At 38.9% G+C, this 23,708-nt stretch carries 20 protein-coding genes and 2 pseudogenes; 5 read left to right on the forward strand and 17 right to left on the reverse strand.

Annotation, left to right across the window (positions count from 1 at the left end):
- Positions 1–1,500: 1,500 nt before the first annotated feature.
- The 3 genes and pseudogenes from ACIQXQ_RS15415 to ACIQXQ_RS15425 form a co-directional block, all read right to left on the reverse strand.
- Positions 1,501–2,070, reverse strand: a complete 570-nt coding sequence (locus tag ACIQXQ_RS15415; protein WP_402958563.1) for a hypothetical protein — start codon at positions 2,068–2,070, stop codon at positions 1,501–1,503.
- Between the two features lie 840 nt (positions 2,071–2,910).
- Entirely contained in the window at positions 2,911–3,213 is a 303-nt protein-coding gene (locus ACIQXQ_RS15420) for a hypothetical protein (protein WP_402958565.1), read from the reverse strand.
- 502 nt (positions 3,214–3,715) lie between these two features.
- Positions 3,716–5,056, reverse strand: a pseudogene (locus ACIQXQ_RS15425) (IS1182 family transposase).
- Between the two features lie 251 nt (positions 5,057–5,307).
- Between ACIQXQ_RS15425 and ACIQXQ_RS15430 the strand changes: the two are divergent.
- Both ACIQXQ_RS15430 and ACIQXQ_RS15435 read left to right on the forward strand, forming a co-directional pair.
- On the forward strand, positions 5,308–6,933 hold the full coding sequence (locus ACIQXQ_RS15430; RefSeq protein WP_402958567.1) for a copper resistance protein CopC: 1,626 nt from the start codon (positions 5,308–5,310) through the stop codon (positions 6,931–6,933).
- Between the two features lie 19 nt (positions 6,934–6,952).
- Positions 6,953–7,615, forward strand: coding sequence for a YcnI family copper-binding membrane protein (locus ACIQXQ_RS15435; RefSeq protein WP_402958569.1), 663 nt, complete (start codon positions 6,953–6,955; stop codon positions 7,613–7,615).
- A gap of 46 nt (positions 7,616–7,661) precedes the next feature.
- On the opposite strand, the gene ACIQXQ_RS15440 is transcribed toward ACIQXQ_RS15435, so the two are convergent.
- From ACIQXQ_RS15440 to ACIQXQ_RS15465, 6 genes are all read right to left on the reverse strand, one after another.
- Positions 7,662–8,639, reverse strand: coding sequence for a S8 family peptidase (locus tag ACIQXQ_RS15440; RefSeq protein WP_402958571.1), 978 nt, complete (start codon positions 8,637–8,639; stop codon positions 7,662–7,664).
- Positions 8,640–8,938: 299 nt separating this feature from the next.
- The gene (locus ACIQXQ_RS15445; RefSeq protein WP_402872160.1) at positions 8,939–9,445 is read right to left on the reverse strand and encodes an SEC-C metal-binding domain-containing protein; all 507 of its coding nucleotides are present in this window, start codon (positions 9,443–9,445) and stop codon (positions 8,939–8,941) included.
- Between the two features lie 181 nt (positions 9,446–9,626).
- A complete protein-coding gene (locus ACIQXQ_RS15450; protein ID WP_402958573.1) occupies positions 9,627–10,247 on the reverse strand; it encodes an AmiS/UreI family transporter in 621 nt (206 codons plus the stop codon).
- 204 nt (positions 10,248–10,451) lie between these two features.
- Positions 10,452–11,021: a nitroreductase family protein gene (locus ACIQXQ_RS15455; RefSeq protein WP_402958575.1), complete on the reverse strand. Its 570-nt coding sequence runs from the start codon at positions 11,019–11,021 to the stop codon at positions 10,452–10,454.
- A 13-nt stretch (positions 11,022–11,034) separates the two neighbouring features.
- Positions 11,035–12,207, reverse strand: a complete 1,173-nt coding sequence (locus ACIQXQ_RS15460) for a toxic anion resistance protein (RefSeq protein ID WP_402958577.1) — start codon at positions 12,205–12,207, stop codon at positions 11,035–11,037.
- On the reverse strand, positions 12,204–12,857 hold the full coding sequence (locus tag ACIQXQ_RS15465; RefSeq protein ID WP_402958580.1) for a 5-bromo-4-chloroindolyl phosphate hydrolysis family protein: 654 nt from the start codon (positions 12,855–12,857) through the stop codon (positions 12,204–12,206). The genes ACIQXQ_RS15460 and ACIQXQ_RS15465 overlap by 4 nt, the downstream gene beginning before the upstream one ends.
- Positions 12,858–13,118: 261 nt before the next feature.
- Between ACIQXQ_RS15465 and ACIQXQ_RS15470 the strand changes: the two genes are divergently transcribed.
- Complete coding sequence (locus ACIQXQ_RS15470; RefSeq protein ID WP_402958582.1) at positions 13,119–13,436, forward strand: hypothetical protein; 318 nt, start codon at positions 13,119–13,121, stop codon at positions 13,434–13,436.
- Positions 13,437–13,469: 33 nt separating this feature from the next.
- Here the strand turns inward: ACIQXQ_RS15470 and ACIQXQ_RS15475 are convergent.
- The 8 genes and pseudogenes from ACIQXQ_RS15475 to ACIQXQ_RS15510 form a co-directional block, all read right to left on the reverse strand.
- A pseudogene (locus ACIQXQ_RS15475) lies at positions 13,470–13,972 on the reverse strand (DUF6933 domain-containing protein).
- Between the two features lie 93 nt (positions 13,973–14,065).
- Positions 14,066–14,809, reverse strand: coding sequence for an ABC transporter ATP-binding protein (locus ACIQXQ_RS15480; RefSeq protein WP_402872178.1), 744 nt, complete (start codon positions 14,807–14,809; stop codon positions 14,066–14,068).
- The gene (locus ACIQXQ_RS15485; protein WP_402958584.1) at positions 14,806–15,957 is read right to left on the reverse strand and encodes an ABC transporter permease; all 1,152 of its coding nucleotides are present in this window, start codon (positions 15,955–15,957) and stop codon (positions 14,806–14,808) included. The genes ACIQXQ_RS15480 and ACIQXQ_RS15485 overlap by 4 nt, the downstream gene beginning before the upstream one ends.
- Positions 15,957–17,174 (reverse strand): ABC transporter permease, encoded by a 1,218-nt coding sequence (locus tag ACIQXQ_RS15490; protein ID WP_402958586.1) that lies wholly within the window; start codon positions 17,172–17,174, stop codon positions 15,957–15,959. The genes ACIQXQ_RS15485 and ACIQXQ_RS15490 overlap by 1 nt, the downstream gene beginning before the upstream one ends.
- 16 nt (positions 17,175–17,190) lie before the next feature.
- The gene (locus ACIQXQ_RS15495; protein WP_402958588.1) at positions 17,191–19,068 is read right to left on the reverse strand and encodes a zinc-ribbon domain-containing protein; all 1,878 of its coding nucleotides are present in this window, start codon (positions 19,066–19,068) and stop codon (positions 17,191–17,193) included.
- 329 nt (positions 19,069–19,397) lie between these two features.
- Positions 19,398–19,625 carry a hypothetical protein gene (locus ACIQXQ_RS15500; protein WP_402958590.1) on the reverse strand — a complete coding sequence of 76 codons (228 nt, stop codon included), beginning with the start codon at positions 19,623–19,625 and terminating at the stop codon, positions 19,398–19,400.
- 172 nt (positions 19,626–19,797) lie between these two features.
- Positions 19,798–20,508 (reverse strand): GDSL-type esterase/lipase family protein, encoded by a 711-nt coding sequence (locus ACIQXQ_RS15505; RefSeq protein WP_402958592.1) that lies wholly within the window; start codon positions 20,506–20,508, stop codon positions 19,798–19,800.
- 141 nt (positions 20,509–20,649) lie between these two features.
- Positions 20,650–22,341 (reverse strand): methyl-accepting chemotaxis protein, encoded by a 1,692-nt coding sequence (locus ACIQXQ_RS15510; protein WP_402958594.1) that lies wholly within the window; start codon positions 22,339–22,341, stop codon positions 20,650–20,652.
- A 289-nt stretch (positions 22,342–22,630) separates the two neighbouring features.
- On the opposite strand from ACIQXQ_RS15510, the gene ACIQXQ_RS15515 reads away from it, so the two are divergent.
- Positions 22,631–22,825 carry a DUF1657 domain-containing protein gene (locus ACIQXQ_RS15515; protein ID WP_402958596.1) on the forward strand — a complete coding sequence of 65 codons (195 nt, stop codon included), beginning with the start codon at positions 22,631–22,633 and terminating at the stop codon, positions 22,823–22,825.
- Positions 22,826–22,850: 25 nt separating this feature from the next.
- Positions 22,851–23,708, forward strand: coding sequence for a DUF421 domain-containing protein (locus tag ACIQXQ_RS15520; protein ID WP_402958598.1), 858 nt, complete (start codon positions 22,851–22,853; stop codon positions 23,706–23,708).

Below are 23,708 nucleotides of genomic sequence, written 5' to 3' on the forward strand. Positions count from 1 at the left end.
CAAGAATTTTTTAATCTCCACAAAACCGAAGAGACTCAGTTACCCCGGTTTCCACATGACTTCATCTAGCTGCCCTCAATATCAAATCGAGTGTTTTTTCATCATACTAGATGTACTCATATCCCTAGCTACAATGTCTATCTCTTTCTCTGTTTTTACACAATCTATTCATTCAATATACCTTCGGTATTCGTTACATGCTTAAAAAAATTGAAGAAGTTGATACAAATAAGTTTACTGTCGGTGCTCTTAGGTTATGGTTTCCGCGATAAAGCACCGACTTCTCAACATTCGGGAAAAATTATGAGCCATGCTTTAAAGATACTGACTTGTTTAAACAGGTTTTCTATTAGGTTCTAATGATAGCTTTCGAAAGGAAGTTAATAACCACAGAGCATGTATTCGTTAATTCTACTCATGTGAAAGCCAGTGCAAATAACGAAAATTTGCAAAGAAAGTCGTTCGTAAGGAAACACGAGAGTATCAAGAAGTAATAAATCATGATTGTGAGGATTTCGGAAAGAAACCTTTTCCACCAGAACTGATCCTAAGAGTGGTTACTACATGAAAGATGAACGGATAAAACAGTTTGGCTATTCATTTCACACGACTGCAGAACATAATGGTTTTGTGTTAGGGACAATTGTAACACCTCGAAATACGCAAGATAGCCATAGGTTAGAGCCAATAGTTGAACTAGTGATTGAGATAGTTGGAAAAACATAAGCCAATGCCGCAGATGCAAATTTTAAAACACTACCCATTACAAGTATCTTTTCGGCAAAGAAATTACGCCGGCTTTTCACTCTATACACGACTACGGACAAAAGAAGGATTCTTCCCTAAACATGAGTGTGTTTACGATGAACATTTTGACTGTTACCTTCGCCTATTAGGCGAGGTTTTAAAGTACTCAACAACAAATAAAGAGAGATATCGCGAGTATAAATCTCCTAAACACTTGTTTAAAGACATGCTCATTTTTATCACAATGTACAGAAAGAAAAGACCATCAAAAAGTGGTGACGCGTCATATCTGGCAAGAAAATATGGAAGAAGCCGATTACCTACGTTATCATTAAGATGTAAAACCTACCTATACGAAACGCAAGGAAACGGTCGAGCATATTCGAAGATGCAAAAGAAAAGCATGGTCTGGGTTGGACTACATTAAGGAGACTTTAAAAATTGTCGATGTAGGCGATTCTTACTTTCGCTGCCATGAATTTAAAGAAGATAGCCAATTGGACATGTCAAGGTCCAAAAATGGCCTAATATAGTGGGCTCGTAGAGACCCAAGCTCTTAATCCTAAGCAAAATTCCAAGAAAATATCAAAAAAAGGATTCAGAATGAAAATACTCTGAACCCCTTTTGTCTACAAACTGAAAATAAGTTTAGTAACTAGACTTACTTTCTTAAAAATTTTATTAATCTATATTGGAATTCTTTTTATGGAGTATTTTCCACCATATTTTAAAAGTATATCTCACCACTTTTTATTACCATTTATTGTCGATAAATTTATATTTATTTTTTTCAACTATTTCAGAGTTAATATACATATAAGGTTCTACTAACCCCTGTATTTCACCCCATATTGGCGAGTAATTTGATTTAACTTTCAAATTTAGACCAGCTTTATGATAAGAATAATATACTAATTCAGAGCAATAAATATTGGTTATATTTTTGTTACCTTTACTCACAGCATCTTTAAGACTGTATGGGATTTTTTTATCTTTAAAATACTTTATAGCGTTTTTAGCCGCATCTTTTCCTAAAGAGCTTGATTTTGGTCTAATAACTTTAGACTTAGCATACCTCCCATGCCATTCTTTTTCAGTGAAAACTATAGGATATGGTTCACTTTTCCTACCAGAGGTATGTAGAATATGGGTGGCGTCAATATATATGCCAGTATGTCCGGTAATACCGCTAGAAGCAGTAGAATTAGTTATAATAATATCTCCAGGTTTATTATCTATTGCAGCCTCTGTTTCTTCACTAAAAATAGTAAGTGCAATCATTGTTAATAAAAAAGGTAACATCATTTTTCTTAATAGTTTCATTATAAAACTCCTTTATGATTAATAAATTACTAATTAAGTAAAAATATACCAAAAAATTAAAGCGATAATATATACTTTTTAAAAAATCGTTCTATTTACCCACCAATAACTTAATATATTAATTTAATAAAGTACCATAAGAAAGAGTGAGTTGTTAAATTAAGAAGAATATATTTTATGAGAGTTAAAGAGGGAAAAAAACGTAAATTTTACTTTTATCTAAGGATCAAAAATATTGACTAAAGTCCGATTGTGCATGAGTAGAAAGTACAACATCACTAATTGTACTGTTAGGTTTCTTGAGGGTGTACTTAGTTCACTTTCTGAATTTTTTATAGGACTTGAAGAATCCTTGCATGGTTTCTCGGTTTCTCAATATGAACTTGCTATTTTAGGTTTTTAAGTCCTGGAGAATACAAATATTTTTGCACCTTAAGAGAATTCTGTCTAGTTAGTTTTGGCACCATTTTAATATGGTAACTTTGAACATATGGAATAGGCTCACTACTAAAAATATTGTGAGCCAAGATTCATATGAAGAACTAAGCCTTTCAAAAGCTTAGAAATTGCATGATTGGAAACTTTTAAAACCAGTTCAGTAGTCATAGATTGTGTAAAAAGGAATAACCTATTATCTTTCTTAGAATGTTCCAATACAGAAGCCAAATAATGCCTCATCGTTTAACCGTATAAATATACATAATATGGTTACTCACTTCTCATTAAAGTCTGTGTGGCAAACTAGTGGTTGATGTCTAAATCCTTTTTAGAAGTATAAACTCAGTTAACAATCATAGTCTTTTATTATTTGATGAAATTTGATCAGCATAAGTTTTGTTTTTATGGAGTAAAATACTCTCCATCTTCTATATATGATTCTAAAATAACTTTATTATTACTTTTGTAATATTGATATGTTTTATTATCATTTTTCAATTTGATACTGACCATCCAATTTTTATCTCCTCTTAAATTCGCAAAAAATGGTTCGCTAGAAATAATATCTTCTTTCGAAATATTTTTTTGATTCATTAAATACTCCACTACACTATCTTCAACGTCTGATTTCTTATATTGAATATAGCTAAAGCCAATTCCTACAAAAAGTAATAAGACTAATAAAGAGTATCCTATTTTTTTCATTATACAACTCCTCATATTCATACTTTTAACAATTTTACAATTAAATTCTATAAAAAGCAAAAACCATATAATTATAAATTTAAAATTATATTTTGAAGCTTAATTTTACGAAACACGTTACTATCTTCCCGATGATAATAAGCAGACATGAAAAGTTAGAAGAGTGTGTTTTATAATATTTAAAAATGTTTTTTTACTAGTTTTTACAGAAGCAAATTCTACAACTAAAAGGGGTTTGTAAACACTCTGCTATTTAGTTAAAATAACTTCGAACTTGTTTAAAAAGGAAAAACCATACCATTTTCTATTAGTTTCTTTGGAAAAATATAATTAGCATATTTAGTTCTATAATCGAAATAAGAACTCTATATATTATTGCTAAACTTTATAAAACGGCTGTCGACAAAAGGGGTCCGGAATGATTTCATTCCGGACCCCTTTTTAATATTTTCTTGAAATTTTGCTCGAGATTTAAAGTATAGGTCTATACGAGCCCACTTTGTTAGGCCATTTTCGGACCTTGCCATGTCCAATTGGCCATCTTCTTTAAATTCATGGCAACGAAAGTAAGCATCGCCTGCATGGACAATTTTTTAAGTCCCCTTAAAGTAGTCCAACGCATACCATGCTTTTCTTTTGCATCTGCGAATACACGCTCAATCGTTTCCTTGCGTTTCGCAAAGATAGGTTTTACATCTTGATGATGACGCAGGTGATTTGCTTCTTCCATATTTTCTTGCCAGATATGGCGCGTCACCACTTTTTGATGGTCTTTGATTTCCGTACACTGTGATAAAAATGAGCATGTCTTACACTTGTGTTTGGGAGATTTCTACTCGCGATATCCCTCTTTATTTGTTGTTGAGTACTTTAAAACCTCGCCCGATGGGCAAAGGTAACAGTCAAAATGTTCATCGTAAACATACTCATATTTGCGAAAGAATCCTTCTTTTGTACGTGGTCGTGTATAGGGTAAAGCTGGCGTGATTTCTTTGCCAAAAAGATAGCTTGTAATGGCTGGTGTTTTGTAAGCTGCATCTGCAGCAACAGCTTCAGGTTTTCCAACTTTTTCAATCACTTGTTCTACTAGTGGCTCTAACATATGGCTATCATGCGTATTTCCAGGTGTTACAATTGTCCCTAATACAAAACCATTTCGGTCTGCAGCTGTGTGAAATGAATAGGCAAACTGTTTTGTCCGTTCATCTTTCACATAGTAACCACTCTCAGGATCTGTTGTACTTTCTTTCATTTCTTTGGTTTCTTCCTTATCAAATTTATCTGGTGGAAAAGGTTTCTTTCCATGATCTTCACGATCCTGATTTATTTCTTCTTGAAGGCGTTCTTGATATGCTCGTGTTTCCTTGCGGACGACTTTCTTTGCAAACTTTCGTTTATTTGCACTGGCTTTCACATGAGTAGAATCAACGAATACATGCTCTGCACTTATTAATTTTCTTTGGGCAGCTGTCATTAAAATGCGATAGAAAATCTGTTCAAAGAGATCACTATCTTTAAAGCGTCGCTCATAATTTTTTCCGAAGGTTGAGAAATGAGGTACTTTATCGTGGAAACCGTAACCTAAGAACCAACGGTAAGCCATATTTGTTTCAACTTCTTCAATTGTTTTACGCATGGAACGTATACCGAAGGTATATTGAATGAATGCAAGTTTAACCAAAATAACTGGATCGATACTTGGGCGACCTACCTCAGAATACATATCTTTCACCAAATCATAAATGAAAGAGAAATCAATGGCCGCCTCAATTTTACGAACCAATTGATCCAAAGTAATCATTTCAAGTTGATCTCGCTGAATAGAATCATGTTTCGAAAGCATCTTTATCACCTCAAGTTTTAATACTTTTATTTTAAAGACTGTAGGCAAAGTCGATTTTCATCGACTTTGTCGACAGCCTGAATGATATCTTAATTATTTCTTAATGATTAGTGACAAACTTACAAGTAAATAATATAAACAATGACAAGCACAAAAATGTAACAAGATTCTCTTACTTTTTCATTGTTATTTCACAATTTCATTTTATACTAGTTCATAGAATCTTTACGAAAGGGTGATGACACAACAAAATGAAGAATTCCATATGGCTGTTTGTCAGTATTCTTGCCTTGTTTATATTCCCAATAACAGTCTTTGGCCATGCAACGGTTATAAGCTCTAACCCTAGTCCGAATGAGAGTTTAGACACTATTCCTGAAACGATCAGCATTCGGTTCAGTGAAGATATACAACCTTCATTTTATTCGCTAAAAGTAATCAGCAAAAACAAAAACGAAGTACCACTTCAAGATATCCAAGTTTCTGAAAAAACACTTGAAGCAACGTGGTCAAGCTCTTTGGAAGAAGGAAGTTATATCATTAAGTGGAGAGTGGTTTCTAGTGATAGCCACCCTATCGAAGGTACCATTCCCTTTCAGTATGGCAAGTCAAATATCCAATCGGATCAAATGAATACAGAAGATGAAGCAGGTTTCCCCAGTTCCGTACAAGTTTTTCTGCAAAGTCTCCAATATCTTTGCTTTGCTGCTTTAACTGGTGTACCTTTTTTCTATATATCGTTATCAAAAAATCTTCTTACTGGTACAATCAGCAGGAGAGTCCGGCGCTACATTTGGTTATCGTATTCTGGATTGGCTATTTCCATTCTACTGAGCCTTCCTTTAAAGGTTACGATTGACGCTCAAGTGGGTTGGCAGCATGCCTTCAATGGAACGTATCTAAAAGAAGTATTGCAGTCTACCCAATTCGGAAGTATATGGCTAATAGAAATTACGTTACTACTCGTTTTATTTATAGCTATTTTCGTCATGATGAGAAAACAACTCAACAAGCTCATGTTCATTTTACCTTTAGTCCTTGTTTCCTCCTTGATGGTTTGCAAGGCATTTATCGGACATACCACGGATGCGATTCATCAATATTTGGCTGTATCTATGGACTTTTTGCATATACTATCCATGTCTCTATGGCTAGGTGGTTTATTGGCCATACTGGTGGTTCTGCCAAAATCCTATAATCCAAAAATGATGGATGATAATAAAACATATTATTGGTCGGTCATTCAGAAATTTTCCTCATGGGCCATTCTATTTGTGATTGTGCTGATAGTCAGCGGCCTATATGGTACATTTCAACATGTCCCAACCCTGTATTCCTTACTACATACTACATACGGACAATTATTACTCGGTAAAATTGGACTTATGTTAATCATGATGGGATTTGGAGCGTTGCATTTACTCCGTGGGAAAAGAAAAACGAAGAAGCTGGGTCTCAGTACAGGGATAGAGTTTAGTGTGGGAATCATGGTTCTTCTTCTTGCCGCTCTTTTAACGAATGTACAGACGGCCAATTCTTCTCCCGGACCTGTAGGGAAAACGGAGATCACCGAAGACGATGATCAGGTGACATTATCCGTAACCCCCAATAAAACTGGGGATAACTACATCCAAGTAGAGTTAAAGAATGATGAGGGCAATCCTTATACAAATATCGAACAGCTTACATTGACTATGGAATCTTTGGATGGAGACGTTGGAGAAATAAGATTGCAACTTCCAGAAGGAAAGAATGGTCAATTTAAAGCCAAATCAATTATAGCCATGTCAGGAAAATGGAAAATACAAGTTCATGGTTTAACGAAGGAACTCAGTTCCATTGATGCAGATTTCATAATTTTAGTCGGGAATTCATAACCAGAAGGGAATTTTAAACATGAAAAATCATACAAAGCTTTTTACCTCTACAATAGCAGCCCTATTCCTCTTTGCTGGATCAGCTCATGCCCATGTGACAGTCCAACCAAGCACGTCCGCACCAGAAGCTTGGGAAACCTATACACTTAAGGTACCAGTAGAAAAAGATTCATCCACCACGAAAGTCGCTTTAAAAGTTCCTGAAGGCATCACCTTTTCAAGTTACCAACCAGTCCCCGATTGGAAAGTGACAACGGAAAAGGATAAAAAAGGACATGTAAAAACAGTAACCTGGGAAGCGACTGGTGATGGCATTGCTGCAGGCCAGTTCCAACAATTCACGTTCGTTGCCCAAAATCCAAAGGATGAGGCCGATATCGCTTGGGATGCATTTCAATACTATGCCGATGGGGAGATTGTCGAATGGAGTGGAGAGGAAGGTTCTGACCTACCACACTCCATAACAGAAATTACGGCAGCTTCCAAGAGCAATGAAGATTCATCAGTCCATGAACATGCCGAAGAAGGTGATCACTCTCATTCCGATTCTGTAGACAAATCGAAGGAGTCCACAGACAAAGATGGGAATAACGATCAAACACTGATCATCATACTTGGCCTTTTATCTTTGATCATCTCGATTATTGCCCTTACGATAGCCGCACGTAAAAATAAGAAGTAATCATTTAAGAAGATGCCCCAAAATCACTTGGGGCATCTTTTACTTATTATTCTACAACCATGGTCTTGCTTGCCTCAATGGTTCTTCTCATTTCATTCTGTGCACTATGCGTGACCATCGATAAATTCAACATTCCATTTCCTTGTGCCTTCTTGCTTATCCCCAAATCTTCCGTATTTTTTACCAGTTGGGCATATAGTTCCGCCTCTGATAATTTACGACCGAATTCTTTTTCTGAGATGATTTTCAAGAGGGCTGCAGCTCCACTCACATGTGGTGTAGCCATTGATGTCCCACTGAGCTTTGCATATTTGCTTCCTGGATATGTGGAGAGAATATCGACACCCGGTGCCACTAAGTCAATTTCGTCATTCGTATTCGAAAAATCTGCCAAGTTCCGGCTTAAGTCCACCGCCCCCACTTCCACCACTTCTGAATAAGCTCCTGGATAATCTAACTCATCCGTATCATGGCGGCCATCTCCACCGTTCCCAGCTGCACAAACGACAAGAATATCATTCTGTATCGCTTTTTGTATGAGCTGATGTTCCTTATCATCCGGGGGCCCTCCCAATGAAAGTGAAATGACGGAGACCTTTTCACCCTGCGGCCCTTTCCAATTGATTGCATACTCCAATGCCCCATTGATCCAGTTGATATCTCCCTGTCCCTTTCCATTTAAAGCCTTCAAAGCTAGAATACTCGCTTTCGGTGCCACACCTACTACACCCACATCATTCAGGGTCGCTAATATCGTTCCACTAACATGGGTTCCATGCCCATTATCATCATGGTAATCCCCGGTTTCAGTAAAATCCCTTCCGTCAATGACTCTCTCTTTTAAATCGGGATGTTCCTTATCTATACCAGTGTCAATGACCGCAATGACTACACCTTCACCATAATTGCCTTGTTCCCATATTTCCGGTGCCTTTATAAGCTCCACACCTTCAGGAACTTTCTCATTGGCCTTTTCCATTATTTCTAACACTTTGTAAGGAATTAATCTTTTTTCTTTCGACATTTGATTACCCCTTCCTTCGTCAATAATTTGACTATCCTCGGCGAGGGAGACCTATCCCATCTGGTTGTCGTTAACCATTAAAGAGATAAAAAAGAATCTCTTCAACTTATATATACCAGATTTTTGAAAATAAAAAATAGTTTTACATAAAATTCCAACTATTTAACTACCTTTATTTCTCACTGGCCATTTACTTACTTTTTCATTATAGAACATACGTTCTTTAAATACCACTTGTTTTTCCCATTTTTTTCAATAAAAAAAAGGCGACTCCCATTGAAGTCACCTTTTCGATATAGTTAAGCCCTGCCACAGCACTTTTTGTATTTTTTCCCGCTACCACAAGGACAAGGATCATTCCGACCTATAACAGGTTCTGTATGGACATGTGGCATTTTCGCCGCTTTTGCACTCTCCATAATGATCTGTGTACCCTTTTGCTTCATTTTCTCGTAGCGTTGTTTAAACAGCTCCATTATATCTTTGCTATATTTCAATGTATCTTCGGCAATATCCATTGCCTTTTGTTTGGAAGTATTATAATCCTCTAGAACAAATTGATTATCATGGAAAGAAACACGTATTCCAAAATGTTGCCCCGCTTGCTTATTATCTTTCTTTTCCTCAACGAACTCTAGATAGACTTCCTGGCAATCGCAAGTCTGATGCATGCAATAGTAATCATAAATCCAATACGTTTTATCTTCATACTTACTTTTTAATGCAATGCCGTTTTCAACGCCAAAGACATCCAAATATTTAATCGCTTTTCCATCAATAATTTCAAATGGATCAATCGTTCTCATCTATTAGACACATCCTAATTCATCAAAATTTATTAACCTCATTTATTGTACAACCTAAATCCTAAACCGTCACTTGAAACGAAGCAGACAAAGGCGTATCCCTATTCTTCAACTACAAAAGCTATATATAAAAGAGGAGCAGTACCTCCGTTTATGGCAAACGGAGATACTGCTCCATGAGTTATGCTGCTATAGCTTTTGTTTTTTCTTTTTTCTTGTAAAATAATAAATAACCCAGATACCCGATGTAGATAATAGATACAACCAATACAATGGCCCAAGCTTTGTAAATGGTTCGGTTATCAAAGACACCTGTAAGGGTCAATAATGATGGAATAGTCAGTGTAACCCATGATAGTACAAGCGAAATTTTCCCGACGAATTCGGAAATGGGCAACTTCTTACAGTTGGTCAAATAGAACATTCCCCAAAGGAACGACCATAATACCCAGTTCAACCCCTTCACCATGTCACCATATTGAGCAAACTCTACGGTTGCGTACACAACGGACAAAATGGACACCCATAGTGAAAAGTACCCGAGACCGCTTCCATCCATCCCTTTTAGAATGGTTATTCCCAAGTACAAGTAGGTAAAACCAAACAAGAATATCGATGCATGTCCTAAAGACATTGCATTGCTAGGTTCTGAAACAATAATTAAATAAAACGCACCGAGCACCTGAAACGAGCCAACAAATAAATTAAATACCGCAACATTTCTTGCATCGGCTTTTCCTAACGTCATTTTTCCATTTAGGAATAAAGTCGCTCCTGCAAGAAGTAATATAATATTTCCCATATTTAAAAGAATGAACGTGTGTTCACTCTCTATGTCCCTCCTCTTTATTAACTCTGTACAAACAAAAAAGCATCACTTCATTCAACATGCTATTTTACAAACTTTTAGTTTTCTAATATAGTAATTGACCACTACTTTGATAATACCATATGTTTGTGTTTTAAATCTAATTGAAAAAAAAAAAGAAGCGTTTCCGCTTCTTGTTCATACGATCCAAGTCGTCAATTGGTCGATTGGCGTTTTTTTTGCTGGTTTGGGCTCCATATCCGGATACCCCAGATAGATAAAAGCCAGGATTTCCCCTTTGGCCGATAAACCGAAAAATTCCCTCACCTTATCATGATAGGCAATTTTACCGGTTCTCCATACCGCACCCAGCCCCAGCGAATGTGCCGTTAATAGCATGTTCTGAACAGCACTGTTGACCGCACCATACTCTTCAGTTAGCATGACATTTTTCTTATCGCTAGGTTCCATGCCTACCGCAATGATGACAGGCGCCCTCAGTGGGTTTTTCTTTGCTTTTTCCATTTTGCTTATTAGGCTCTCTGGTGTGTCATCCACATTTTCAAGTTTAGTGATTTCCTCAAAAACCTGACCAAGCTTGTTTCTTCCTTCACCCATCAGCACGAAAAACCGCCAAGGCTCCGTTCTAAAGTGATTAGGTGCATAAGTTCCGGATTCGATAATTTGTTCGATGATTTCTTTGGGCACAGGATCTTGTTTGACCAGCCCAATACTTCTTCTCGTTTTAATGGCTTCAAAAGCATCCATCGTAGATTCCCCCTTATCCTTTTATCTCCAGAAGCTTCTGCTTCAATTCATTTTCCATCACGGCAAGTTCCTGCTCAGCATGACGTCGTTTATGTCTTCCTTCTTCTTGAATTCTAAGCGTTTCTTCAAGAGTGGAAATTAAATTGGCCTGTGTATTCTTAAGCGTTTCAATGTCTACCAGCCCCCGCTCATTTTCCTTGGCGGTTTCGATCGTATTGACTTTCAACATCTCCGAATTCTTCAATAACAGGTCATTCGTCGTTTTGGATACCTGTTTTTGTGCCTCCACGGCATGACGCTGTCTGATTAAAGTCAATGCAATGGCGACCTGGTTCTTCCAAAGTGGGATGGCCGTCATGATGGAGGATTGTATCTTCTCGACAAGTGCCTGATTCGTATTTTGAATCAACCTGATCTGCGGAGCGCTTTGAATTGTGATTTCGCGGCTCAATTTCAGATCATACAGCCTTTTATCGAGTCGTTCAGCAAATTGGCGCATATCGTTGACTTCCTGGAACTTCATCTGGTCATTGCTCATCTCAGCAGATTTCTTAAGCGCAGGAATGGTTTGCTCATATAACTCTTCAAGCTTGATTTCCCCTGCTGCGATATAGACATTCAACGCTTGGAAGTACTCCTTATTCGTTTCATAGAGCTTTTCCAAGATTACAATATCCGATAGGAGTACATTCTTGCTACGATCAAGCTTGACGCTGATTCGGTCGATTTGAGCGCCTGTTTTTTGGTACTTCGAAAGGGCTTCCTGTACCGAGCCTGACAGTTTGCCGAACATTCTAGCGAAGAACGAGGGTTTTTCGGCCTTCAGTTCATCCGGGCTCAATTCGTTTAATTTCTTCATTAGATCACTGATGATGTCGCCTACCTCACCAACATCCTTCTTTTGCACATGCTCAAGCATCGAATTGGAAAAGGACAGTAGCTTTGATTGGGCCGGTGTTCCATACGATATCATGGCCTGATGATTCGTCGGGTCGATCTGTTTCGCAAGCTGATAGGCCTTCTCCCGATTCTCCTCCGGAATCACATCGATGAGTTTGATCGGCTTTGCTTCCTGTTTGGACAATGTTTCTTGCTCCTTCACCTCAGCAAAAGGATTGGCTAAAAGGTCATCCATTAAATTAGAGCTACTGGCATTATTCAACAAATCAGAATCCTTATTATTCATTTTAGCCTCCTGCTTTCCTCTATTTGTGACTCTTTGCGTGTTTTAATGGATTGTTTTGCAACATCCAATTCAAAATTGAGGGTATCAATATCATCGGAAAGGACTTTATATAAATCTTTTTCTATCGTTTTAGTAAGATCCTTCAACGTCTTTCTAGTTTCGGTCAATGACAGTTCAAGCTCCTTGTTCTTTCTCGGTTGCTGGGCCAGTAAAACATATTTCTCTGCCAATTCCGTTGCGGAATCCAAATGAGAATAATAAAACGATTCAGCTTTATAGAACCTTTTCGGCTCTTTTTTAGTCAGACTATATATTTTCCTGATCATTTTAATCATATCCTTCCTCTGTTTGAAGGAAGAAAGGTGACGCACTGAAATAAGTGCCTTTTGAACCCGCCAGATTTTTGGCTTTGCTTCATCTATATTTTTCTTTATATATTGATATTCTTTCCTTGTAAGTTGATGTTTTTTTAAAAATCGTGAAGTGAAATAAAGTGAACCCAACCAGTAAGTGAGCCCCCCTCCGACCAGTGAAAAGACCACCGAAATCATGAAGGATTGATCTAAGGCAAATAGGCTGATCAATCCCACTAACAAAGCTATCGGGCCTGCAACCAGCATAGGAACAACATCAGCAAGAAATCGATTCATTAGTATTATCCTCCTGACTTACACTCTTTTCTATATATACGGATGATCGCTACTTTAGTTTCATAACGGAAGAAAGATTTCTTCCTTACCTAAACGATATAGGAACTGGCGGATTTCTGCAAATTTATTGAAATGATTTCTTTTCCTCAAATCAGAAACCTTTCATATGAACATCCCCTAGGCAGCCATCTTTGTCACTTTCTTAACTCCCACATAGACTATTGATATCTGTCTATCCAGATTTTAAAGGAGAGTGAAGTAATGAAGCATCACGGTTTCTATCCGTTGCCCCAACAAAACGGAAATCACCAGTTCCAAGAGCTGGATATCGAGGCCAAGCTCCCCCAAACGCAATCGATTGAAGGAAGAATCCTGGAACTTGAACGTCAAAATGAACGCCAACAGCTGAAGAGAATCAGTCAGGTTCATCACGATGTCTCACGCATAAACGCTGCCGTGGACCAGGTAAACCAGATTGTGAATAGGCTAACTGAAAATAATCAGCAACGAAAAAACAACATCACTAAACATCCATGGGACGACGAAATTATCCCATTTAACTATACCGTTGGAGACTAATGCATAAAAACAGCAGGGCATTGCACCTGCTGTTTACATTTTTTCTAGTTGCTCTTTCATTAAATTTATCGGATAACCTGATAGTTTTAGATTGATGAATCGATTATAGTAATGGTTAATTTCTTGAGTGTCCACTCCCACTATGTCCCTTCCCAACGGGTAATCATACTGTATGTTTAGAATAACCTCTTTCAAGCAACCTAATGTACTACGATTATTAGTATTAGTTATGATCATTTCTTTGCCATTTTTCAATAGGGATCAATTAACTCAGGGTTGATCTCTTCTGCGAGTAAACTTTCCCGTACATGTTGTACCAATAATTCCTTGAAGTTCAGAAAGTCTTTCTTCTTTACTCCCACGATGGTCACACTATAAAGGGTCAGATCATTTATCATCGTAAGACAAGTATATCTGCCAACCTTAAATGAATTGACATGCCATCTATAGAATCCCTCCTCCACGCCTTCCTTAAAATTGACTGCTTTTATATCTATATTTTTGAGAACCTTTTGGGTTGCTCCCACTAGGAACATGCTTCCCTCACCTACCTTAATTGATTTCCGAATCTATTAATCAAACGTTTGATTAATAGATGAAAAGCTGACTATTAGCGCAGGGTATAGCTTTTATGAAACCGTGTCATCCGTCTTCCTTAATAATCGATACACCACTTCTTCTATCCCTATATTGTAATACCCCATTTCCCGGAAGCTCTCGGCCGCTTGCTTCAGAGTCCCGGTAAATTTCATGACCCCTTTTTGCAACACACCAATACGGTCACATAACTTCACGATTTCACTCATATCATGGGTAATGTATACAATTGTCTTCCCTTGCTCTGCCAATCTCTTTACATATTGATTAATTTCAAGCTTGGATTGAAGGTCGATCCCGACAGTTGGTTCGTCCATCAAGAGAATATCCGGATCGTGAATCAGAGAAACGGCAATGTTCAGTTTCCTCTTCATTCCTCCAGAGAGGCTCGATACTCTTTCATCCCACTTATCCTCAAGCTGTACGGCATCACATAGCTCCAGTAGACGTTCTTCCGTTACTTTTCCCTTTACAAACTTACTCCAAAAACGAAGATTTTCTTTGACGGTAAACTCATCCCATAATGCGATATCCTGTGGGACAAAACCAATGAGTTGACGAACTTGCTTCGTTTGCTTTTTTAAATCCAGCCCATTAATCCTGATGTTGCCACTAGAAGGCTGTAATACGGTTGCAAGGATGGAAATGAGTGTTGACTTCCCTGCCCCGTTCGATCCCAAAAGTCCAAAGATTTCTCCTTTTCCTATTTGTAATGACACATCATCAAGTAGCAAGTTATCTCCGTATCTCTTTACGATATTATTAATGATAATCATCTGACGTTCAGCCCCCAATTTGTCGTTTTCCAAAGCAAAGCTATGCAAACTCCCGAAAATAATACGGTCCATCCAATCTCGCTAAATGACGTATACCACGGGTAGGCCGTTACCCATAGAATTTTCTGAGGAAGCCAAAGGGATATAAATTCAAACGTTGGGGAAATATCACCAATCGGAAAAAAACTCCCCCCCGCAATTGCCAGAATGAATGCCATTAATGAACCGGCCACATAATAGCTTCCGAGATGATGCATCCGACTCGCTGTCCACATGCTGATGGAAGTTGTAAAAACGATGAACAGAACCATTCCAAGATATAGAAAAAGTGTAGTTTCCATAAGTTGAAAATACCTTAAAACCATTAAACTGCAAGCAGCTTGAAGAACATGAAAAAGAATATAGGCTCCCGACGTCTGTCTTAAATAAGAGGCGAGTCCTATATTCGTCGTCATTATTCTCGGAAATAAAACCGAGCGTTCCTTCACGACCCAATCCGATGTAATGAAACAAGACAGCATGGTGAAGAAACTCCAAACACCTAGGTAGGAAGTAAACAGAACATCTTTATTTTGTGTTCCCGCTATACTATTTTCACTGCTATAGTTTATGGTCATCAACGGTTTTGGATCCAACTGATCTTTCGTATATTCGAATGCCTCATTCCACACATCCGCCTTTATGCCTTTTTCTTGTTGATAGAGCTTTTCCACTCGATTGGCAGCTTTGACGGAGCTTGTCACCTTCGTAACCTCACTCGCTACCACTTCACGAACAATACCCGAGGCTATGGAAGTTGGTGAAGTCCACAGCTCGATGCTCTCTTTTCTTTTGTCATCTAATATATGCGCCTGAAACCCTTTCTTTAAGACGAATATACTGTCTACCTCATTACGGGAAAGAAGGGTATCGGCCTCATCGAATGAGGTCTCTTTCACGACGATGCGTTGCTGTAGCTCCATTTGTTTGATGAGGTTTCCCGAAAAATCCGTTTGGTCTTCATCTACGATAGCAATCGGGATGACCAATTCCTTTTGTTGCTTCTCCAGTAACGAACCCACCCCAACAGCGGCCACGATCGGTAGCAGAAACAATAGGAGGGTAATAGGCTTGAACATATGCTTTAGTTTCTCTATCATGACTCCCATTACCTACTCCTCCTTATTTGTAAAGTCCCCTTTATGATGAAGACACTGCACAGAGATGAAATGATGAGCCAAGAACCAATTTCGACAGGGGCATAGGCTGCTTCCTCCTGCACCATTGCGAACATGAACTTGAGGACCCATCCATTTAATGAAAATAAATTCAAGATTTGTAACCAATCCGGAAAATATACGACGGGTATGAAATGCTCACCAATGACAGCCCCTAAAAGAATAAGGCCGATACCGGCAAATTGATAAAATCTTTCATTCCGTATCATCGCCTCCATCCAGCTAAAAAAGGTTATAAATACGAAAGCAGCCACGAGTGTACTGCCAATCCATATACTTATCTCCGTCGGTTTAGAGATCCCATTCCATAATAAGTAGAGAAGGGCAATCAGGATGGAACTGACCGAAACCATGATATATGCCGCAAGCATTCTAGATAGGGTGGATTGAAAATGAGAAAAACCCAATCCCAAAAGACGGTTTTCTATGGCTGCACTTTCATTTCTTTTCAGTAATAGAAGCCCTAAAAAGCTCCATATCATGATAAGCAGTATATAAAAAGAGATAGCATAATAATGTAATAGACTTTCCTGAAAAAGATTCTTTTGCTTTTTTTCATCAAAGATTTCCCCACGACTTAGTACATGGAGGGAGAAGGAAAGAACATCCCTTTTGAATTGTTTCTTCTGCATGCCCTCGGATAACTCCGCCTCTTCCATGAAGTAATCGATTGTATTGATCCCGCCTTGTGCAGCTGAAGTAAAATCAGCCGCACTTTCCATCACATGACGGACAAGCTGGGATTGAAGTGGTCTTTGGCTGTTTCCCGTAACTTTGACGGGTGTATTGATGCCTCGTGCCACGTCACGGCTAAATCCCTTAGGAATGTAAATAACTGCCGCTACCCTATTATTATGGAGGAGTTCATATGCCTTTTGTTGACTGGTATCAACGGTGGTCATGACCCCATTCAAATGCGGGCTATCCGTAAGCTGCTGGATGACCATCTTCGTTTCTACCGTAGGGTCTTCATTTATTACAGCTACCTGAAATGCTTGAACTCGGCTCTCCTCTTTTAAAAAGTGATTCCCAATCACACCCGCACCCAATAAAAAGAAAATAGGAGTCAGCCACAATGCTGCGGCCGATTTCCTATTTTTCAACAGTACCTTTAGATAAAAGGAAGTAAACACAAACATGTTCCTCATATAAAACTCACCCTACTTAAAATGCATCATCAGAATCTTCATCTTCAAAATCATAATAACCATCATAACTCGCTTCATCGCCATAATCGTAATCGAACATATCTTCAGAAATGAGCCCGTATTTCATACCGAGCTCCATAAGATTCGTCCCTACTTCTTGCTGGATTTCATACATCTCATCAGGAGAAATGTCGACAACACTTAATCCCTGACCAGAATCAAGCTTAAAGTCCTGCATATCCACTTTATCTTTCAGCTTCGTCTTGGAATCCAGGTTGATTGTGACGCTTCCCGATTCCGAAGCATCCTCTAGTCCGACTGTCATCTTGAATTTTGAATTAGAATACTCATCCTTTATGTTCAGGTCATTCTTCTGTTCAACCGTTCCCTTCCATGCAGACGGCATATCCGAGAAATCCGCACCATCAAAGTCCAGGTTGAATGTCCTGGTGATATCCTGTTTCCCAGCTTTTTCTTCTTTGATGTCACTCTTCATCGTAAACTTGATTTCATTGGTATCACCAAACTCTTTAAACATAAAGGCTGCCTTGAGATCTTCAGTCCGCTTCTCTTTTTTTGCGGCAGCATCATTCGTGACACTGAACATTACCTCTGTATCCTGATCATTATCAGGTGCTAAATTGATACTGAATTCTTTGAATGCCTGATCATCCCCGTAAGGAATGTTTTTACCTTTCATGACCACATTAACTTGATCAGAGCTATCCCCTATTGATGTCGTTACTTTACGGTCGATGATTCGCTCTTTCTTGTCTATTAATAAAGTGGAGGTAAATCCTTCAGCAAAACGGATATCCTTCAATTCACCCTTAGCGTCTTTCAAGCCGTCAACCAATTGGCGTTTCATTGCCTTTGTATCTTGCATCTCTTCATCTACCTGTTCGGTTAAGGCAGCAGCACCCGCCACCTTTTGAGCCCGTTTCACTAGAATATTATGAAGCTCTGTATCTTTAATCATTTCATCCATTAAGTCGTCTATGAATGTTTTAGTTTCAGAAGCAGAAAGTTTCAGAGTGACTTTCCTTACCTTCATGGCATCGCCTTCGTGCTTATATTCCACACCTTTTTCAACCTTGAATTGATCATCATCCAAATTATCCATCAGGAAAGATCCATAGCGTTTTTGTATATGTTTCTGTTCCTTCTCTGTCAGTTTCAAATCCTGCCATTCAAGGTCTGATATTTCCAATGTTTCCGGTCCATCATATAACGGATCCATCATCCGCATGAACTCCCCATATTCATCAAAGTTCAGGAAAAAGAACTTATCATATAACATGGGCACCTTTAGTCCGGCTTGGTCCTTGGATTGGACCATTTCCACATCCATTGCTTTTTCCTTATCAATATTTAATGCGACGGTGTAATGACCCTGATTCGTTTTGGGATCCTGATCCATTTTGGCGGAAATCGATGCCTGGCCCAATAGTTCCTTGACCATCTCGAAGTCTGGATCGCTCCCTAAGGAATCCATGTCGACATCCCCACTTAGTGTCATCTCCGAACGGGAAGGTTGCTGCATCGTTTTCTCTTGGAATTCCAATGAATCACCATGCTGATCCACCCATTGCTCTTTTGCATATTGATACGATTTATATTCAGAAAGTAGATATAATTCTTTTGGGGATTTATGAAGAATAATGGCTGCAGCTGCACTGGAAATAAGGATGATTGTTAAGATTGCCGCAATGATTAGCGTTCTTTTGTTAAATCGCTTCTTAGAGGGCTTTTCTTCAGCTTGCTCCTGCCTCATTTCTGCAGCGGCTATTTCCTTTTCCGTGAGCTGTTCTTCCCCCGGAAGTACCGCACCGCATGAAGGACAAAATTTTGCATCCGCATCCACCGGCTTACCACATGTTTTACAATTTTTCATTTTTCATTTCTCTCTCCCTTATCCTGCTTATGACTCCATAAACTACTAAAACGTTAGTCCTTTATCATCATAAACAACATATTTCTATAATTCTATGTTTTCGACAAAAAAAGACAAATCCTACAGGAATAATAGGCATGAGTACCCATTCGTTTTACGTATCACCCCTTCCCCACTTTTCGCTTATTCCTACCGTTCGGAATGACACATCGCCTTATCCTATGTACATCCAGCCTGATATTATTACTGTAAATCCCATTTTAGATTAAACCACCCATATCAAGCCTAAAAAAAAACGGGAGCACCTTAGCGCTCCCGTTTCACCTAACTCAGTTTATAAGTTGAGCTAATTTTTCATTTCTTGCGTCTTGCTCTTCTTTGGAAGATAAATCATATTTCTTTAGCAGATGGAAAAGTTCATTAAGCATTTCTTGCGTCTGCTCTTTTTCTAGCAACTCCTTCAAAGCTTCGCCTAGCGTTTTTGGTAAGAAATCCTGTTGGCTACTAAGCTTCATCCTGACATCTTGCCTGGTATGGTTAAGATTGCATGCTCCCAATGATCATTCACTCCTTATTTCTTTCATGGCATCATGAATCCCAAGCATACTACCGTTTCCCCCCATTAATCAAACGATTGATTAAATTTAAAAAGGGACCATCCTCTTCTTCATCACCAAAAAAGCCAACATACTAACATGTTGACTTTAACGTCTTTGAAAGGATGACCTTCTACTTCTTTTTAGTTATGCCTTTCCAAAACTCTTTGGCCACGACCTTATACCCGGACTTACTCAGATGGATATCTTGTTTATTCGGAAGATACTCTTTATATTTTTTCCCTATTTGAGTTTCGGTCGATACGTAGGTATCCCCATTTTTCTTTGCTACCGCTTTGATTTGTTCATTTAGACTTTTCAATAGTGGCAAAAGAAGTTCCTGTTGCTCTTTCGGATAGTAGGGGAAGGGATTATAATAACCCATCACATATACCTTGGCCTTTGGGTTCAGTTTATCGATCGTACGGAGAATGCTTTGCAAATTTACACGGACCGTATCGATTGCTTCCTGCGCATTGTAAGGGTCCGTTTTAATTTTGCCTAGGAGATCATTGGCACCAATATCAATGGTGATATGGGTCGCTTCTTTAATTTCCTTTCTGACCTTACTGCTTTTAACCAAATCATTCTTCAATTTTTCAGAGGTATACCCGGGTACACCAAAATTATCGAAATCGGCCAGCTTATATTTATTCTTCACAAAAGAATCCGCAATATAATCGGCATATCCATAATCGATGACCCCATCCGGTGTTTGCCCAGCGGCCAACGAATCCCCTAAAGCGACATACTCCACTTTCGCTTGTTTGGCCGTTGCACTAAATGGCGTGGCCACCAATGCCATCGCTAATAACATACTTGCCGCTTTCTTCTTATTATTCATTTCATCTCCCCTTTTCCTAACCCTTTTTTGTCTCACTACAATAGTTCTTTTTTCCCTTGTAGATTCCTTCTTGTTCAGGAGATAACTTTCTGACAAAAAACCACAAAAAAAGCCCGGTTTCCCGGGACATCTCTTGTTTGCTTAAATTTTGAAAGCAACGACCTTCTCTTTCAATTCCTCGGCCATCCTCGCCAGTGATGAAGCAGAGGCGGTGATTTCTTCCATGGAAGCCAGCTGTTCCTCTGAAGCCGAAGCAATTTCGGCCGTACTTGTAACGGACCCTTCAGCAATACGGGTTACTTGTTCAATGGCCGCGCTCACTTGATCTACACTCGCTGCCATTTCCTCCGATACAGCGGATGCCTCTTGTATTTCGGAACTTACCGTTTCTATCGATTCTAGGATGGAATCGAATGTTTTCCCGGTCTCCTCGACAAGTTTCATTCCCTCTGTCACTTCCTGGGTGCCATAGTTCATCGTATTGACCACAAGTACCGTATCATCTTGAATATCCTGAATGAGGTCAGCAATCTGCTTAGCTGACTGGCGAGATTGTTCAGCCAATTTCTTGACTTCATCAGCCACGACTGCAAAACCTTTCCCATGTTCACCGGCTCTTGCCGATTCGATAGCCGCGTTCAAGGCTAAGAGATTCGTCTGGTCGGCTATCCCCGTGATCACTTCAATGATCTTGCCAATTTCATTGGATCGATCATTCAGTTTTTTCACCACTTCATTTGATTCGTTTGTGGACGTTGAAATGGATTTCATTTGTTCAATCACTTTGTTAAGATACTCGCTACCGATATTGGCTTGTTTTGCGGCCTCCATTGCCGATTCAGTAACAGTGGAAGTCGTTAAGGCAACTTTCTTTGTACCGACGGCCATGACTTGGACACCCTTTGAACTCTCTTCTACATAGTTATTTTGAGTTTCAGCCCCACCGGCCACTTCTTGTATGGCAGTTACCACCTGTGTTGTCGCAGAATTGGTTTGTTCCGCGCTTGCCATCAGTTCCTCCGAAGAAGCAGCGACTTGATCAGTTGCAGCATTCACCGTTTTAATCAAACTTCGCAAATTACCTTTCATCTCATTAAAAGAGCTGGCCAATTCACCGATTTCATCCCTATTCTTCACTTTCACATCTTCTATCGTCAAATTTCCGGCTGCAATCTGTTTCGCTGCAGCTGAAACGAGCAATACAGGTTTTGAGATGCTCCGGTTTATGATTAAAGCAATCGCCACCCCAGTGATAATGGCTAGGACGCTTATAATCAGAATAATCCTTTTCACTCCGATAACCTGAAGGGACAATTCATCACTTTTTTCTAAAAGGGCAGCCTGTTGATAATTAAATGCCTCTTCACTCACTTCATTTAATTTTATTGTAAGGGGAGCTCCTTGATTGTTCATTAAGTCGATGTATCCTTTTTTATCATCTAGATCCTTTAATTCAATTAGCTGTCCGGCCAGCGTTTCATATTCGGTAGCATAGCCATTTAGCTCGTCCAAAATTTCCTTTGCCTCGGGATCTAGACTAAGCCCACTATATGTATCGAAAGCTTGTTTGAAGGAATCCTTCGATTGTTGGAACGCTGATAAATATTTATCCGTATCATTGACCAAGTACCCTCGGAGGGCGATTTGTTCCGTGCGAATCGCGTCGACCATTTTTGTCGAAAGAGAAATCTTTTTGACACGGTCTTCTATGACACTTGAATAACTATCGTCTACACTGTTGAACTGATAAAATGTAATCCCCGTTATGATAGCTAAAAGAGACAATACTCCGCAAAAGCTCCATAGTAATTTTTTCTTTACAGTCATCTTCATCTTTCCATCTCCTACTTAAGTTGCATTTTTCTATTACGCGAGTACGTGATAATGATTGTATCGGTGAAAATACGGTTAGTTTTAGTTGGTAAATGATTACATTAGACTTCTTTGTAATAATTTGCGTCATACCCTTCCATCTTTTATCCACTTATGGCAGGAGAAAAAAATGAACAACATGCCCGCTCACCAAATAGGACAGAATAATATTATCTTGGATATATTGTTCGAATTTCAGCAAGATAATCTAGAAGGTCAAGTATCAACAAAAGAATAAGGAGACTTCTTGATGACTATTTTAACTGATGTCAAACTATGTGCCGCCAACCTTAAGGGAGTGGAAGCTGGACTCTCTAGCCTGGCACTCCGAACTCAGGATGACGAATCGAAGCGAATCTTACACGAAACGATGATGAAAGTGAATGAAGTGAGGAAAGATATTCAAAAGAGGGTCGGAAAGTTAGAGAGCGAAGGATTACAATAAGACCGGGGTATGGAGGTGCTAAATAATGCCTGATTGGTTACAGGTGGTGTTACGATCGCTATTTTTTTTGATCGTTCTTTTTTTAATTACGAAATGGTTAGGGAAAAAACAAATCTCCCAACTTTCATTTTTCGAATATGTCACGGGGATTACGATTGGAAACGTCGGGGCGGAGTTAGCCACAAAGGTAGAAGGAAATATTTTTCATGGAGTCCTCAGCATCCTCGTTTTCGCATTTGCTCCTTTCTTAGCTGGCTTGATTTCATTGAAAAGTAAAATTTTCCGTGATTTGGTGGAAGGGAAAGCCACCGTGTTTATTAAAGATGGCAAGATCTTGGAGGACAATTTAAAAAAGGAAAAGTATACGACCGATGAATTATTATGGCTACTCAGAAGTAAGGACGTTTTTGATATATCCATGGTGGAGTTTGCCTTATTAGAGGCAAATGGTGTTTTTTCCGTATTATTAAAGAAAGAAAACCAACCACTCACACCAAAGGATATAAATATGAAGGTTGATTTAATCAAGGAGCCTCAAACGATCATCATGGATGGGGAAATCCTGGATGAACCACTCTCCGCCATTGGGCTGAATCGTAATTGGTTGAGTACGGAATTGGAGAAACTAGATGTACTCCTTGAAAATGTCTTTCTGGGGCAAGCAAAATCAAATGGAGAGTTAACGGTTGATTTATACGACGATAAAATTAAAGTCCCTTCTCCTCAAGAAAAGCCATTATTGCTTGCGACTTTAAAAAAGTGCCAAGCAGATTTAGAGGTATTTTCCCTCTCTACCGATTCAAAGGATGCCAGAGCAATGTATAGCAAAAATAGCGAAAAACTGCAACAAGCCATCGATGAGGTAGCCTTTCTATTGAAATAA

Origin of the sequence: Peribacillus sp. NPDC097198, assembly GCF_044762055.1 — a bacterium.
GTDB lineage: Bacteria > Bacillota > Bacilli > Bacillales > DSM-1321 > Peribacillus.